Origin of the sequence: Methylotenera sp. (assembly GCF_029945535.1) — a bacterium.
In the GTDB taxonomy this organism is placed as follows: domain Bacteria; phylum Pseudomonadota; class Gammaproteobacteria; order Burkholderiales; family Methylophilaceae; genus Methylotenera.
The window spans coordinates 185,411-200,633 of the sequence record NZ_JAQSCU010000010.1 but is presented as its reverse complement, the minus strand read 5'-3'; the positions used below and the strand labels follow the sequence as shown (position 1 = coordinate 200,633).

The following is a 15,223-nucleotide window of genomic DNA, read 5'->3' as shown; positions in this document are numbered from 1 at the left end:
AATCGGCTAGATTAAAAATCAATTTTAAAATAGCTAGAAAATTCAGTCTAAAAGCCTTTTATAAATCCAGCTGCGTTTCAGTTTTTACGAAATCTTCCATTGCGGGCAACTCAGCCAGAGACTTTAGGTTAAGATCATCTAAAAAATGCTTAGTCGTTGCGTACAATGAAGGTCGACCAGGAACTTCGCGCTGCCCTACTACATCCACCCAATCACGCTCTTGTAACTGGCGCATCAGATTGGGGTTCACGGCCACGCCGCGAATCTCTTCAATGTCGCCACGTGTTACAGGCTGTCTATAAGCAATAATCGCCAATGTTTCCATTACTGCGCGTGAGTATTTTGATTGTTTTTCTGGGTTCAGTCGCGCTAAAAAAGGGGCATATTCGGCTCGCGCTTGAAAGCGATAACCTGTTGCCACCTGCACTAACTCCATCGTGCGCGCATCCCAATCTTGCTTGAGTTCATCCAGCAGCATACGCAATGTGGCACGCTCCATACGGTCTGCAAACAACTTTTGCATATCATCTAAACTTAGCGGCTGCGTTGAAGTTAGCAAGGCCACTTCTAACACCTGTTTCTTCTGCGTAATGTTTTCGGGTTCGTTCATAGCATTCAATTATTCGCGAGAATTTAATTGTACGTAAATTGGCGAGAATGGCGCTTGTTGTGTCATGCGCAGCAAACCTTCACGCGCTAATTCTAAAATGGCTAAAAAACACACTACTAATTTTGGAATGCCATCTTTCGCTACATCAAATAGCTGAGAGAATTCTAAAAAATTATCCGCTTTTAAACGACGTAAGATAATGCTCATGTGTTCGCGAACAGAAAGCTCCGCCTTGCCAACCTTGTGATGCTTAAAATGGCTAGCGCGCTTCAACACATTGCGCCAAGCTTCGGTTAAATCATCTAAACTTACTTCAGGTGGTTTCACATCACCTATGTGCTGATAATAAGCACTGGCTACAATAATATCCTCACCCACCTTCGGCATTTCATCAAGACGCTGCGCAGCGAGCTTAATCGCCTCATATTCCATTAAGCGGCGCACCAATTCAGCTCTAGGGTCATCTTCAGACTCAATCTCGGCAGGTTTAGGTAACAACATGCGTGATTTAATCTCAATCAACATCGCTGACATCAGCAAGTAATCCCCTGCTAACTCCAACTTGATTGCCTTCATTTTTTCTACATACTCCATATACTGACGTGTTAAATCGGCCATTGGAATATCTAAAATATCAAGATTATGCTTACGGATTAAATACAGGAGTAAATCGAGTGGGCCCTCAAAGGCATCTAAATAAACCTCTAGTGCATCTGGTGGAATATAGAGGTCATGAGGAACTTGGGTAAAAGCTTCACCGTGAATGCGCGCATCTAAAGTGAGCTGAGTTTGCATATAAGGTTCAGTGCCCCACAGTTTTCGAAAACACGTTAATGATAATGACACCCGCAATAATGAAAGCTAAGCCTATGATTGCTGGCATATCTAAGGTTTGCCTAAAGACTAACCATCCCAACACTGAAATCAGTACAATCCCCATGCCAGACCAAATGGCATACATAATGCCAACAGGCAGTACACGCATGCTGATTGACATGAAATAAAATGCTGTACCATAACCCACCACTACAATTAATGACGGTATCAGCCGAGTAAACTCGTTTGAGGCTTTGAGTGCCGTAGTTCCTATCACTTCTGCAATTATTGCGATTGCAAGCGCTAACCAATGACTCATCAAAGCCCCAATAAATTATGTGTTGACTAAGAGTAATTCAAGCCCATCGCATCGCGTACATCACGCATGGTTTCACGCGCCAGTTTACGGGCTTTTTCACAGCCTTCTGCGACGATATTCTTCACTAAAGTAGGATCTTCAGCATATTGCGCAGCGCGTTCTTGAATTGGTTTTAACTCGGCTAGCACGCTTTCAATCACAGGGCCTTTACATTCTATACAGCCAATACCTGCGCTTTTACAGCCTGCTTGTACCCATTCTTGGGTCGCTGTATTTGAATAAATCTCGTGTAACTGCCAAACTGGACATTTTGCTGGGTCACCCGGGTCTGTGCGGCGTACTCGCGCTGGGTCTGTTGGCATGGTTTTGATTTTTTTCGCGACCGCATCCGCTGGCTCACGCAATGAGATGGTGTTGTTGTAAGACTTAGACATTTTTTGCCCGTCTAGACCTGGCATTTTTGAAGCTGGCGTGAGTTTGTATTCAGGCTCAAGCAGAATCATCTTACCGCCGCCTTCTAAGTAGCCCAACAGGCGCTCTTTATCGCCCATGCTCATGCCTTGTTGCTCTTCAATCAATGAGCGAGCAGCATCCAAAGCTTCTTCATCACCGCTTTGTTGATAGGCATTACGCATTTCTTCATACAAAGCACTGCGTTTACTGCCTAGTTTTTTGATTGCGGCTTCGGCTTTTTCTTCAAACCCTTTTTCTTTACCGTAAATGTGATTAAAGCGGCGTGCGATTTCACGCGTGAATTCAATGTGAGGAATCTGATCTTCGCCTACAGGTACTTGAGTCGCTTTATAAATCAAAATATCAGCACTTTGTAGTAGTGGATAGCCTAAGAAACCATAGGTAGATAAGTCTTTACTTGAAAGTTTTTCTTGCTGATCTTTGTAAGTCGGCACACGTTCCAACCAACTTAATGGCGTAATCATGCTTAACAAGGTATGTAATTCAGCATGCTCTGGCACACGGGATTGTATAAAAATCGTAGCGTTGGCAGGGTCTACGCCCGCAGCCAACCAATCAATCACCATTTCCCACACGCTTTCTTCGATTATCTCGGGCGTATCGTAATGCGTTGTCAATGCGTGCCAATCAGCTACAAAAAACAAGCATTCATGCTCGTGCTGTAGTTTAATCCAATTTTTAAGTACGCCGTTGTAATGCCCTAAATGCAAATTACCCGTTGGGCGCATACCTGATAAAACGCGTTCGATTGCCATGTGCGATAAAACCTTAAAATAAATACTAGAGTTAGAATTAGCCGTTATTATACAAACAAGCTTAGCCAAATAAGCTAATTATTAGCGCGTAAACCGCATTTATGAGTGGATCTAAAATTTTATTGAGTATGCCTGAGAACATCAGCGCAATTAAAATTAAGAAGCCAAAACGTTCAATTTGTGCAAACTTAATCGCGTAAGGCATAGGTAGCAAGCTTACCGCGATGCGTCCACCATCTAAAGGTGGCAATGGCAGTAGATTTAATACCATCAAAACAATATTAATACTGATACCTGCTTTAGCCATTTCAACCAACGGAAGCGAAATTGCTTCTGGTGCGCCCATAGCAAACTTAATCACGAATACCCAGAATATTGCCATTATAAAATTAGATGCAGGCCCAGCCGCAGCGACCCATAACATGTCTTTTTTAGGGTTCCGTAGACGGCTAAAATCTACAGGCACAGGCTTTGCCCAGCCAAAGAGAATGCCGCCTAAAAGTATGGTCATTGCTGGCAATAAAATCGTGCCGAACAAGTCAATGTGCTTTAAGGGGTTTAAAGTGATGCGGCCCGCCTTGTAAGCCGTCATATCGCCAAAGTGCTTAGCCGCGTAACCGTGCGCCGCTTCATGCACAGTGATGGCGAATATGATAGGCGGTGCATAAATAACTATTTTTTGTATTAGGGATAATTCCATTACCTACTCTTTTTCAAATAAATTTAATCTAACTCAAACCAAAAGGCGTCAAATCGCCTAGTCCCTCACGGATTAACTCTGGCGCATCACCCGTCAAGTTAATCACAGAAGTTGCACCTGCCACACAATGCCCTACATCAATGACTAAATCGACGACATGTTCCAATTTATCGCGAATTTCCCACGCTTCACTAAGCACTGAGTCTTCGTCTGGAATATAAAGCGTCATACTGAGCAAAGGTGCATCGATCTCTTCTAATATCGCTTGAACAACGGCGTGATCTGGCACGCGTAATCCTACTGTATTCCGTTTTGGATGCTGCAGCTTACGTGGCACTTCACGCGTCGCGTTTAAGATAAAGGTATAAGCGCCGGGCGTATTAGCTTTTAGCAGACGAAACTGACTATTACTCACAACCGCGTAATTGCCTAACTCACTTAAATTACGGCAAAGCAGTGTAAAAAGATGCTTGTCATCCACACCGCGAATCTGACGTATGCGCGTTTGCGCATCTCCATGCCCAAGCATGCAGCCCAATGCGTAGCCAGAGTCTGTTGGATACGCAATCACACCGCCATCGCGCAGAATTTCAGCCGTATGAACAATCAGGCGATGCTGCGGATTCTCTAAATTAATGTTGAACAGTTGGGACATGATATTGTGGATGTTGCTTTCAAATGAGCTCTGCAGCAGTTTCAGTAGTATTGCTTTTCGTGATATTCGTACTCGTCAACAAAGCCTCTGGCCAATCTTGCCAAATGGGTACGCAATTATTTGGTAGCGCTGGCAAGCGCCCCATTTCCATAAAGCTCACACCCTTGCCGTGATAATCCGTCCCCACTGAGGATTTCAAGCTAAACATCTGCGCATACTTTGCAAATTCGACATAATGCGCACCTGTATGGCTGCCTGTCACCACTTCAATCGCCGTACCGCCTAACGCGCGAAACTCTTCTAACAACAGCAACATATTAGTACGGCCTAAATCATACCGACCTGGGTGCGCTAACACCGCAACGCCGCCGCTACCGACAATCCAACCAATTGCTTCTTCTAAACTCGCCCACTGATGTTCAAAATAACCGGGCTTACCTTTGACCAAATATTTCTTAAATACGGACTTATTGTCTTTTGAAACTCCGTTTTCGACTAAAAATCTTGCAAAATGTATGCGGCCTATAATGCCATCGTTCACATACTGATAGGCGCCTTCTAGGCTGCCCATGATGCCAACTTTATCTAAGCCGGCCGCCATGCCCTCCGCACGCGTATGGCGTCCTGCGCGAAGTGCTGCCAAGCCTGCTTTCAAGGCAGGATACTCAGGATTGATTTTCAAGCCAACGATATGAATCGTACGCTTTTTCCAAGTGACTGAAATTTCTACACCATTGATAAAATGTACACCCCAGCGTTTAGCCTCTTCTGCCGCAACTGCCAAACCACCTGTATCATCATGGTCAGTTAAGGCCAATACATCAACGCCCTGCTTTGCCGCATACGCAACCAGCTCAACAGGGCTTAACATGCCATCTGAGACGGTGGTGTGGGAATGTAGATCAAAAATGAGTGGCATGAACGCAATACTTAAAAGTTAGGCTTAAAGAATAGTGATGAGTAAAAAAATACTTGAAAATTAAACCTTGTGGCACAACATCAATCATAGCAAAATAACGACTTACGCTAAAGCGTTGTTAATCATTGATTTTTTGAACGTAATTACAATTCACACAAGCACCACTTAGAAAGCGACTCGCCTAAAGCCATGAATAAGTTTTTATTCGACATGTTCCCTGTTATTTTGTTTTTTATCGCATTCAAGTTCTTTGGCATCTTCACGGCAACTGCAGTCACCATTGCCGCCACGATTGCACAAATTATCTACAGCAAAATTCGCTATGGCAAAGTTGAAAAAATGCTCATTGTGAGCGGCGCCGTTATTGGCATACTTGGCAGCATTACCCTGCTATTACATGACAAAACTTATATTATGATGAAGCCAACCGCGCTGTATTGGATACTTGCAGCCGCCCTACTCATTTCTAATTTACTTTTTAAGAAGAACTTGATTCAGCAAATGATGGCAAATCTGATTGATGCACCTACGCCCATTTGGAATAGACTCAACTTGGTATGGGTGGCTTTTTTAGTGCTACTGGGTTTTTTAAACCTGTATGTTGCATTTAACTATACTGAAAATGCTTGGGTCAATTTCAAACTATTTGGCGTGACTGGCATCATGTTTGTATTCTTCATCGCGCAAACCTTAGCGTTAAGAAAGTATCTGGTAGCGCCGGTTGATGAAGAAAATAAAGAAAAACAAGATAAAAGCGAGACAAAATAATGTGGTACGCAATCATGGCTGAAGATACGCCTAACAGCTTAGACAAACGTTTAGTCGCCAGACCTGAACATTTAAAGCGTTTACAAATACTGCAAGAAGCAGGCAAATTGTTGCTGGCGGGTCCATTTCCAGCGATAGATAGCTCAGACCCAGGACCAGCAGGCTTTACAGGCAGCTTGATTGTTGCAGAGTTCTCTAACCTTCAAGAAGCAACAGAATGGGCAAATAATGATCCGTTTGTCATCTCAAATGTGTATAAGAACGTTATAGTAAAACCATTTAGAAAAACTTTACCGAGTTAACTGTAATCAAAACTTCGTTCTCACCCAACACCTTCCCACACAGCAATATATAAGCCACAAATATGACTTTAGTTGAAGAAATCACCAGCCGCTTACAATCACTAGACCCTAGCACTTTGCAAATAGAGGATGAAAGCGCCATGCATGCCGGGCACGCAGGCAATACTGGTGGTGGCCATTTTAAACTCAAAATAACAAGCTCGCATTTTTCTGAAAAATCACAGATAATGCGTCATCGCATTATTTATCAGGCACTTGCCGAACTTATTCCTAGTAAAATTCACGCCTTGAGCATACACGCTCTGGCGCCAGAAGAACTTTAACCCCCTATTTCTAACCATGAGGATTTTCGCATGAAATTTACCCAAACCTTAATCGCAGTGGCTATTCTTTCATTAGCACCAGCAGCTTTTGCTGCAGACGCTGTAGCAACAGTTAATGGTAAACAAATCAAACAATCTGTTTATGATTACATTGCTAAGGACGCTGCTTCACGCGGCCAAAAAGTTGACGATCAAGTTAAACAAGCCATTACGAACAAATTGATAGACTCAGAACTTGTCTACCAAGAAGCGCAAAAACTAGGCCTAGATAAACAAGCCGATTACGTTGCACGTGAAGAGCTTTCACGCCGCGAACTACTTACTTCGGCGTATCTACAAGACTTTGTGAAGAAAAACCCAATTTCAGATGCTGATACTAAAGCCGCTTACGAACAATACAAAAAAGCTTATGGCGATAAAGAATACAGCGCACGTCATATATTGGTAAAAACTGAAGCTGAAGCTAAAGATATTATTGCGCAATTAGGCAAAGGCGCTGACTTTGCAAAACTTGCTAAAGAAAAATCAATGGATCCTGGCTCTAAGGAAAAAGGTGGCGATCTAGGCTGGTTCTCACCAGCAACGATGGTTAAACCATTCAGTGATGCTGTAGCTGGCCTACAAAAAGGCGCAGTTTCTGCTACACCAGCGCAAACTCAATTCGGTTGGCATGTAATTAAATTAGTTGACACACGTAGCGCGCAACCATTGGCTTACGACAAAGTAAAAGATGGTTTACAAAAAAATCTTCAACAACGTAATTTAGAAAAAATGATGTCTGATTTGCGCACTAAAGCTAAAATAGATATTTCAAAATAAGTCATTCTTATTCATTGAATTAGCAGTATTAAAAAAGGCTCATCGTGAGCCTTTTTTAATATGCGAGCATCTTAGTTTAACCAACTATTAATTTTTAGCCTATTGCATATTATTACTTTAGAAATGCACATCATTATAGAATTATGCGATAATAAGAATTATTATCATTTGTAATACTCTTACTGATTAATGCAACTGCTCTCTCAATTAAAAATTGGTCAAAACGCCATCATTACTGCGATAGAAGCGGATGAATATTTGTTTCATCGGCTCTCGGCACTAGGCTTTCGTGTAGGCAAACCGCTCAGCATTATCCGCCGCGCTAATTTCAATGGTCCACTTCATGTGCGCCTTGGTACCACCGATGTGATTTTGCGCGACACTGAGGCTACTCGCATACAAATCAACGCTGAAATTTAATCTACATTATTACCCCATAGAATAAGCCAACCCATTCATCTTTTGCGCCAACAATAAACACTCATGAAACGTATTGCACTATTAGGCATGCCCAACACAGGGAAATCTACCCTGTTCAATCGTATTAGTGGCGCATCTGCACGCGTTGGCAATTGGCCTGGAATCACTGTTGATTTAATGAGTGCAAAGATTTTGATTGGCGGGCATATTGCCGAATTAATTGATTTACCTGGCATTTATGATTTACATGGCTTTTCAGAAGATGAGCAAGTTGTCAGACGCTTTCTTTCGAATAATGCGGTAGACCTCGTCATTGTGCTATTGAATAGTTCGCAGATAGATCGCCAACTTTCATTAGTTTTGCAGATTAAAAAACTCAATATTCCAGCTGTACTTGCTCTAAACATGGCGGATGAAGCCAAGCAGTCTGGCATTACCATTGATACTGAAAGCTTGGCTAACGATTTGCACATACCAGTGTTATCTATCAGTGCAAAATATGGCGATGGTTTACCAAAAGCTTTACAAGCAGCCACGCAGATTATCAATCAGAATCAAACAGCGACTGACCCAAAAGTCATTAGCCAACTTCTACAAGAAGACCATCAAATCGAACATGAGATGGAAAAATTGATTCAACATCATGTGCAAATACCAACTACATTTACGGATAATACTACCGATAAAATCGATAAGGTTTTGCTACATAAATGGTTTGGTCTGCCTATATTTTTTGTTGCGATGTTTGTGTTGTTTCAGTTTATTTTCACCGTTGGCAAGCCGCTACAAGATGGACTAGCATGGGCTTTAAGCTTATTTAGATCAGGCTTGTTAGAACCAATATTCGTCTCAAGTCCAGCATGGTTTAGCGGTTTGATGTTAGATGGTGTTTATAACGGCGTAGCGACCGTAGCTGCATTTGTGCCTATTATTGTTTTATTCTTTTTAGTCATGTCCATGGTCGAAGATAGCGGCTATTTATCGCGTGCGGCTTTTCTTATGGACTCACTCATGGCAAAAATGGGCTTAGATGGCCGTGGCTTTGTGATGATGCTGATGGGCTTTGGTTGCAACGTACCGGCACTGATGGGTACACGCATTATGCGCTCTCGCCCAATGCGCTTGCTAACGATGCTGGTGATTCCATTATCATTATGTTCAGCACGGCTACAAGTGTTTATTTTCATTATCACGGCGCTATTTACCGCAAAACATGCACCGCTGGTTTTATTCACACTTTACGTGATGAGCTTTTTAACGATGTTTTTAACTGCCATTCTTTTTCAAGGACAGTATAAAAACACCGAGCCATTCATTCTCGAATTACCACCCTATCGCTTTCCTACACTACGTCAAATCATATTAAGAGGTTGGCATGAGGTAAAACACTTCTTAGTACGTGCTAGCAAATTTATTGTGATTGGTGTTGTGCTGGTTTGGGCGCTGACTAACTTCCCAAGTAACGTTCCACCAGCCAGCGCAGGTACTTATGCAGGCCAAATTGGCGCGTTGTTTGCACCTATACTAGATCCACTCGGTATTAACAATCAGCTAGCCATTGCTTTAATATTTGGTTTTGTCGCTAAAGAGATCGTTGTTGGCGCGCTTGCTGTGATTTACGGTATGCAAGGCGATGCCCTCATGGTGCATATGGCAACGCAAATTGATTGGGTGCAAGCCATGAGCTTTATGTTGTTCACGCTGATATATACGCCATGCTTATCGACCATTGCCACGCTTAGAAGTGAGGCTAAAAGTAGCGCTTTCATGTGGCTATCAATTGCTTGGTCGCTAGGACTGGCTTGGGTGGTGAGCTTTGTGTTTTATCAGGGTGCGCGCTGGCTAGGTTATTGATTACTCGCGCGGCTTAAACTTCAGAGTTGGTGATGACCTAATATGATATTTGCCCAGATAAATACCATGCCCTCTGATTGTCTTTATCTGCAATGTTACCTAGATCTACATAAGCAGCTGTGACCGATAGGTTTCTTATAGGAAACCAAGTTACAAATAAATCCTTAGCATCGTCTTCCTTCGGCCCACTTAAATTGTCTGGCTTAGCTCTATACTCGGCACCAAGCAAAATATTATCAGTCAGCATTAGCGCTAAAGAAACCGCTGGCTCTAAACGATAACCATCGTGTTTATCTCCACCAAAACCTAGTATGCCAAACTGATTCGCTTCGGTTGCAAGCAGGGTCGCATTCAGTAGAACATTTCGGCCGTTAATCGCGGCTAAATAAAGCTTGGTTGCGGATACGTACATATCAACACTTGATGATTTTTTAGCGCCAAGTGACTTAGGCACAAAAGAAAAATCTTCATTATGCTTAATTTGTATACCTGCTGCGATTTGCGGAATCCAGTTATCCTGATCATAAATCGCATCACCCAAAACCCTTACTTTTACACCGAGTGAGTCTAGCCTAATAGATTCGCCGGGAACGGTATTGCTTAAACCAAACTTTTGCTGACTCAGCGACACTTCAACTCGGTTATACAAACCCACGCTCACGCCGCCACTACTCAGTTCAAAACCACCATTAGTTCTTAGTTCAGTATAGTAAGCCGATGCACCGATTTGTGTATCCGTGCCATATCCGCTAATGAGCGCCCAAGGATTGAGTCCGCCGCCTGCAGAGCCTTCAATTTGAGTAACGCCCCCTGTTGCTAGCAAGCGATCGCCCGCAAAGCTTGGTGCTACGTAGAATAGTAAGTTTAAAATACATAAAGTAATGATATTTTTCATGTGCAGAAGTACTTCTTAAATAAGTTGAATTTGTAGTCTAAAAATAGTTTATTGTTAGACCACTTCATTAGTTAAAATTTTACAAGTTGTAATGCCAGGTTGAATAACAGATTAGCTAGTAATTCTTAGCCTTATTCGCCATTTCAACTTCACCAATAATCAATATAATGAGAGTTGTTTATTTTTTTGTAACTGATGATGAAACTGATAACACTTAAATTTTTTACGATCGCTTTTTGCGCACTCATTAGTTTATTGGGATGTTCTCAATTAGCGACAAAATCTAATAGCTCAGAGCCGCCAAAGACCAATGCGCAGGACAGTCTATTTAATAGAATGGGCGGATTACCAGTTATTAAGATAATTGTATCTGAAACTATCGACGAAGTTTCAAGCAACCCAAAAACATCACGATCATTTAAAGACATAAAACTGCCGAAACTTAAAGAGAGCGTTGTCAGTCAAATTTGCAAATTGACTGGTGGTGGTTGTGAATACGATGGCGAAACAATGCTAAATTCGCATAAAGACGCAAAAATATCAACCGCAGAATTTGAGTTGTTTGTTTCAGTATTCCGAGAATCTCTCAGTAGGCACACCAATACCCGCGAGAAAAATGAGCTTCTGAAAATTCTGGCACCAATGAAGCGCGATATTGTCACTATTCAATAAACATAATTTTAGGATAACTCTTTATGACGTCTCTCAAACATGCAGTGCATCAGTATTTTCTTAGTTCTTTCATACTGATATGCATGTTAAATTCATATGCAAAAGCTGCAGAAATTGAGGTTCAAGTGAATGACATTGCAGGCGCTAGCGTTGAAAACGCAGTGGTGTATTTGGAACCTAAAGATAAAACCCCGCCAATGATAAAAAGCCAAGCAGCTATTGCGCAAAAAAATAAAACATTTGTTCCACTAGTGACAGCCATACAAGCTGGCAGTAGCATCACTTTCCCAAACCAAGACTCCGTAAGACATCATGTTTATTCGTTCTCACCTGCGAAAACTTTTGAGTTAAAACTATATTCTGGCGTACCAAGTACACCAGTAGTGTTTGATAAAGCTGGAACAGTAGTGCTAGGTTGCAATATACACGATCAAATGCTTGCATTTGTTTACGTTGTAGATACGCCTTATTTTGCTAAGACTGATGCTAGCGGCAAGGTCAAAATGAGTGACATTCCTAATGGAGATTACCTATTGAAAGTATGGCATTACGCGTTAAGAAAAGAGAACGTGACTGTTGATAAGTCACTATCTACCAAAGAGTCTGGCACCATCAAAATGGTGATTGATATTAAAGCTTCCATTTAATTTAGTTAGCCATTGATTTAAACCTAAGACTTAATGAAATTTAAAAGTCTAAATACAAGAATAACTTTCATATTTCTAGTGCTCATTCTTAGCATTCAGATTTTAGGATCTATTGCCATTAGATTGAGTATTGAGAAAAATGCTCGTGCGTCGGTGAACGAACAGTTGGTGCTGGGTGAAAAAATATTTTTGAGCCTACTAGATCAAAACTCTGAGAGCTTAAGTCAAGGTGCACGAATTCTTGCTATTGATTATGGATTTAGGCAGGCTATTGCATCCAATGACGATGAAACAATGCTATCTGCGCTTAATAATCAACAAAAACGCCTTGGCGCTAACATCTCAGTCTTTTATACCTCAACCAAATTTTACACAACAGCGGATGATCATCAATTAATTTCAGGTGAAAAAATTTATGGTGATGTTAAATTTGCAGTTAAAACACTTGTAGACAACGCTCAGGAATCAGGCAACTTTAAAAGTGTTGCCATTTTTAATAACGAACCATACCAACTTGTTGCCGTGCCAGTTAAAGCGCCATTAACCATAGGCTGGGTAATCATGGGCTTCAAAGTAGATAACATATTAGCTAAAAAATTACATAAATTAAGTAATCTTGAAGTCACATTCGTGAGCAAGGCAAATCATGCGAATTGGTCATTAACCGCATCGACGTTAACGGGCTCTTCAACTAACAACATTATGACGCAGCCCTCTAACCTGATTAATACGAAAACAATGAATCGAGAAATCGATATTGATGGCATTTCATTTGGCTCTCGTTATGTATCTATTTTAAACAGCCCAAATCAGGTGCTATACGCCGTATTACAACGCTCTATCGACGAAGCAACTGCGCCCTACAAAAACCTACAGCTTACCTTGTTAATTTTGACAATTTTTGGTGCATTCATATTTGCAATCAGCATTCATTACGTTTCAAAATTCATTACCAAGCCCATTACAGACCTAGTGCAAGTAGCCAAAAGCCTTGAAAAAGGTAACTACGAAGTTTCCATTTCAACAGATAGAAAAGATGAGCTTGGTGAGCTTAGTCGCAGCTTTAGTAGCATGAGCGAAGCCATTTCAACGAGAGAGAAAAGTATTTCAAGGCTAGCTTACTTCGATGAACTGACACACTTACCGAATAGAACATCGTTCATGCTGAAATTGAATAAAGCATTAGAAGAGGCTGAAGTCACTAAGCAGCAATTGACTATATTTATTCTAAACTTAAACCGCTTCAAGCAAATCAACAATATTCTAGGTCATGATGCCGGCGATGAGATTTTGCGTGTAGTCGCACAAAAGATTAAAGCGACGGCTAGAGAACAAGATTTTGTAGCGCGTATTGCTGGCGTTCAATTCGCGATGATACTGTCTGATACCACTTCTGAATTTGGCTTGAGCTTAGCTGAAGACTTATCTAAAAGTTTTGAGAGCCCAATCTTAATCAGTATGCAGTCTGTTGATGTCAGTGCGAGCATCGGCATCGCTACATACCCTAAGCATGCTAAAAATGAAGCTCAGCTTCTTACAAGAGCTGAAATGGCCATGCATGCAGCTAAAGCAAGTCGAGTTGGAACTACTGTTTTTGATAAAAGCTATGATTTGAACAGCTCAACAAACTTATCAATGGCATCTGAACTGAAAAATGCGATTGCTGGCAATCAACTCATCATGTATGTTCAACCTAAGATTGATATTGCCTCTAGCAAACTCACTTCATTAGAGGCATTAGTCAGATGGAAACATCCTGAAAAAGGATTTATTTTCCCAGACCAGTTCATCCCTTTTGCTGAGCAAACTGGCTACATACAACTGATTAGTCAGTGGATGCTTAACGAAGCAGCAAGATATAGCCAAATCTGGAATACCATGAACTTGCATTATCCTATTGCGGTGAATATCTCCACCAGGGATTTAATCGACCAAGAATTACCGGAAAAAATTAATGCCATATTCAAAACATACCACATTGATGACAGCTCATTATCACTAGAAATTACTGAAAGCAGCATCATGGACGACCCTGTGCGGGCCCTTGCCACACTGGACAAACTTTCCAGCATGAATATTAAATTGTCGATTGATGACTTTGGTACTGGGTACTCATCTTTGGCATATTTAAAACGCCTGCCTGTTAATGAGTTAAAAATTGATAAATCATTTATTCTAAAAATGGAGCAGGATGAAAGCGATAAGAAAATTGTTCAATCAACGATTGATTTAGGACACAACTTAGGGCTTAAAGTCGTTGCGGAAGGCATTGAAAATCAGATTGTTTGGGATCTATTAAGAAAAATGGGCTGTGATTCTGGCCAAGGTTACTATATGTCTAAACCCATGCCTGCCAATGACTTTGCTAGCTGGATAAGTCTTTGGGACAGCAGCTCTATATATAAAGAAACCCGATTAAGTAATGATGAGTAAAAATGTCGCAAATGAAATCTAAAATCGGAATACGCGCAAAGTATTTATAGTGAATCAAATAGCGGTTATGTTCTAAACATAAAATAAACTGCACCCATCAAACACACTCCCGCCCACAAAAAATCTAGCTTGAGTGGCTGATGCATATAGAGCACAGCAAATGGTACAAACACTGACAAGGTAATCACTTCTTGTAATATTTTTAATTGCCCAAGAGACATTATCGTGAAACCTAGGCGGTTTGCCGGCACTTGGAACATATACTCCATAATTGCAATGCCCCAGCTAATGAGTGCGGCGATAATCCAAGGTTTCTGACTAAGGTTTTTCAGGTGTGCGTACCATGCAAATGACATGAATACGTTCGAAATGGTGAGTAAGAGGATGGTTTTGAGAATAGTAGGCATGATGGCTTAAGCTAACAAGGTAGGAGTGACGAACGCCGCTCCTACCAACAGCATTTAGACGGCTGACTCGCCTGTTTCACCAGTACGAATACGAATAACTTGTTCAACTGTGCTGACAAAAATCTTACCATCGCCGATTTTACCTGTATGTGCGGCTTTAATAATGGCATCCATTGCAGCTTCTGCTAAATCATCCCCAACGACTAACTCCAATTTGATTTTAGGCAAAAAATCAACCACGTATTCAGCACCACGGTATAGCTCAGTATGACCTTTTTGGCGACCAAAACCTTTTACTTCCGTTACTGTTAGTCCGTTAACACCAATGCTAGACAAGGATTCACGTACTTCGTCTAATTTAAATGGCTTGATGATTGCTTCAATTTTTTTCATATTTGCTGAGCTCCAGAATGGTTTTTTTAGTTAACTTAATTT

Annotated in this window: 19 protein-coding genes; 9 read left to right on the top strand and 10 right to left on the bottom strand. The window is 41.4% G+C overall.

Features of this window, described 5'->3' with window-relative positions; all coding sequences use genetic code 11:
• Positions 1 to 58 precede the first annotated feature (58 nt).
• From scpB to PSU72_RS03945, 7 genes are all read right to left on the bottom strand, one after another.
• On the bottom strand, positions 59 to 610 hold the full coding sequence (gene scpB / locus PSU72_RS03975; RefSeq protein WP_300430880.1) for an SMC-Scp complex subunit ScpB: 552 nt from the start codon (positions 608 to 610) through the stop codon (positions 59 to 61).
• Between the two features lie 9 nt (positions 611 to 619).
• Positions 620 to 1,405 (bottom strand): ScpA family protein, encoded by a 786-nt coding sequence (locus tag PSU72_RS03970; protein ID WP_300430878.1) that lies wholly within the window; start codon positions 1,403 to 1,405, stop codon positions 620 to 622.
• Positions 1,406 to 1,412: 7 nt separating this feature from the next.
• The gene (locus PSU72_RS03965) at positions 1,413 to 1,745 is read right to left on the bottom strand and encodes an SMR family transporter (RefSeq protein ID WP_300430876.1); all 333 of its coding nucleotides are present in this window, start codon (positions 1,743 to 1,745) and stop codon (positions 1,413 to 1,415) included.
• Between the two features lie 26 nt (positions 1,746 to 1,771).
• Positions 1,772 to 2,974, bottom strand: coding sequence for a tryptophan--tRNA ligase (locus PSU72_RS03960; protein WP_300430874.1), 1,203 nt, complete (start codon positions 2,972 to 2,974; stop codon positions 1,772 to 1,774).
• Between the two features lie 61 nt (positions 2,975 to 3,035).
• Positions 3,036 to 3,674, bottom strand: a complete 639-nt coding sequence (locus tag PSU72_RS03955) for a site-2 protease family protein (RefSeq protein ID WP_300430872.1) — start codon at positions 3,672 to 3,674, stop codon at positions 3,036 to 3,038.
• A 28-nt stretch (positions 3,675 to 3,702) separates the two neighbouring features.
• A complete protein-coding gene (locus PSU72_RS03950) occupies positions 3,703 to 4,329 on the bottom strand; it encodes an L-threonylcarbamoyladenylate synthase (RefSeq protein ID WP_300430870.1) in 627 nt (208 codons plus the stop codon).
• A 19-nt stretch (positions 4,330 to 4,348) separates the two neighbouring features.
• Entirely contained in the window at positions 4,349 to 5,248 is a 900-nt protein-coding gene (locus tag PSU72_RS03945; protein WP_300430868.1) for a 3',5'-nucleoside bisphosphate phosphatase, read from the bottom strand.
• Positions 5,249 to 5,437: 189 nt separating this feature from the next.
• Between PSU72_RS03945 and PSU72_RS03940 the strand changes: the two genes are divergently transcribed.
• From PSU72_RS03940 to feoB, 6 genes are all read left to right on the top strand, one after another.
• On the top strand, positions 5,438 to 6,016 hold the full coding sequence (locus PSU72_RS03940; RefSeq protein WP_300430866.1) for a septation protein A: 579 nt from the start codon (positions 5,438 to 5,440) through the stop codon (positions 6,014 to 6,016).
• Positions 6,016 to 6,318, top strand: coding sequence for a YciI family protein (locus PSU72_RS03935; protein WP_300430864.1), 303 nt, complete (start codon positions 6,016 to 6,018; stop codon positions 6,316 to 6,318). Before PSU72_RS03940 ends, PSU72_RS03935 begins: the two co-directional genes overlap by 1 nt.
• Positions 6,319 to 6,380: 62 nt before the next feature.
• On the top strand, positions 6,381 to 6,641 hold the full coding sequence (locus PSU72_RS03930) for a BolA family protein (protein ID WP_300430862.1): 261 nt from the start codon (positions 6,381 to 6,383) through the stop codon (positions 6,639 to 6,641).
• A gap of 30 nt (positions 6,642 to 6,671) precedes the next feature.
• Entirely contained in the window at positions 6,672 to 7,460 is a 789-nt protein-coding gene (locus PSU72_RS03925; protein ID WP_300430860.1) for a peptidylprolyl isomerase, read from the top strand.
• Between the two features lie 189 nt (positions 7,461 to 7,649).
• Positions 7,650 to 7,880, top strand: a complete 231-nt coding sequence (locus PSU72_RS03920) for a FeoA family protein (RefSeq protein ID WP_300430858.1) — start codon at positions 7,650 to 7,652, stop codon at positions 7,878 to 7,880.
• Between the two features lie 63 nt (positions 7,881 to 7,943).
• Positions 7,944 to 9,734 (top strand): ferrous iron transport protein B, encoded by a 1,791-nt coding sequence (gene feoB / locus PSU72_RS03915; protein ID WP_300430857.1) that lies wholly within the window; start codon positions 7,944 to 7,946, stop codon positions 9,732 to 9,734.
• 37 nt (positions 9,735 to 9,771) lie between these two features.
• Here the strand turns inward: feoB and PSU72_RS03910 are convergent, their stop codons facing one another.
• The gene (locus tag PSU72_RS03910) at positions 9,772 to 10,629 is read right to left on the bottom strand and encodes a DUF3034 family protein (protein ID WP_300430855.1); all 858 of its coding nucleotides are present in this window, start codon (positions 10,627 to 10,629) and stop codon (positions 9,772 to 9,774) included.
• A 198-nt stretch (positions 10,630 to 10,827) separates the two neighbouring features.
• Between PSU72_RS03910 and PSU72_RS03905 the strand changes: the two genes are divergently transcribed.
• The 3 genes from PSU72_RS03905 to PSU72_RS03895 all read left to right on the top strand — a co-directional run bounded on the left by PSU72_RS03905 (position 10,828) and on the right by PSU72_RS03895 (position 14,381).
• The gene (locus PSU72_RS03905; RefSeq protein ID WP_300431599.1) at positions 10,828 to 11,301 is read left to right on the top strand and encodes a group 1 truncated hemoglobin; all 474 of its coding nucleotides are present in this window, start codon (positions 10,828 to 10,830) and stop codon (positions 11,299 to 11,301) included.
• An 83-nt stretch (positions 11,302 to 11,384) separates the two neighbouring features.
• Positions 11,385 to 11,948, top strand: a complete 564-nt coding sequence (locus tag PSU72_RS03900) for a methylamine utilization protein (protein ID WP_300430853.1) — start codon at positions 11,385 to 11,387, stop codon at positions 11,946 to 11,948.
• Between the two features lie 123 nt (positions 11,949 to 12,071).
• Positions 12,072 to 14,381, top strand: coding sequence for an EAL domain-containing protein (locus PSU72_RS03895; RefSeq protein ID WP_300430851.1), 2,310 nt, complete (start codon positions 12,072 to 12,074; stop codon positions 14,379 to 14,381).
• Positions 14,382 to 14,446: 65 nt separating this feature from the next.
• Here the strand turns inward: PSU72_RS03895 and PSU72_RS03890 are convergent, their stop codons facing one another.
• Both PSU72_RS03890 and PSU72_RS03885 read right to left on the bottom strand, forming a co-directional pair.
• Positions 14,447 to 14,788, bottom strand: a complete 342-nt coding sequence (locus PSU72_RS03890) for a DMT family protein (protein WP_013147503.1) — start codon at positions 14,786 to 14,788, stop codon at positions 14,447 to 14,449.
• 54 nt (positions 14,789 to 14,842) lie between these two features.
• Positions 14,843 to 15,181: a P-II family nitrogen regulator gene (locus PSU72_RS03885; RefSeq protein ID WP_300430847.1), complete on the bottom strand. Its 339-nt coding sequence runs from the start codon at positions 15,179 to 15,181 to the stop codon at positions 14,843 to 14,845.
• Positions 15,182 to 15,223 lie beyond the last annotated feature (42 nt).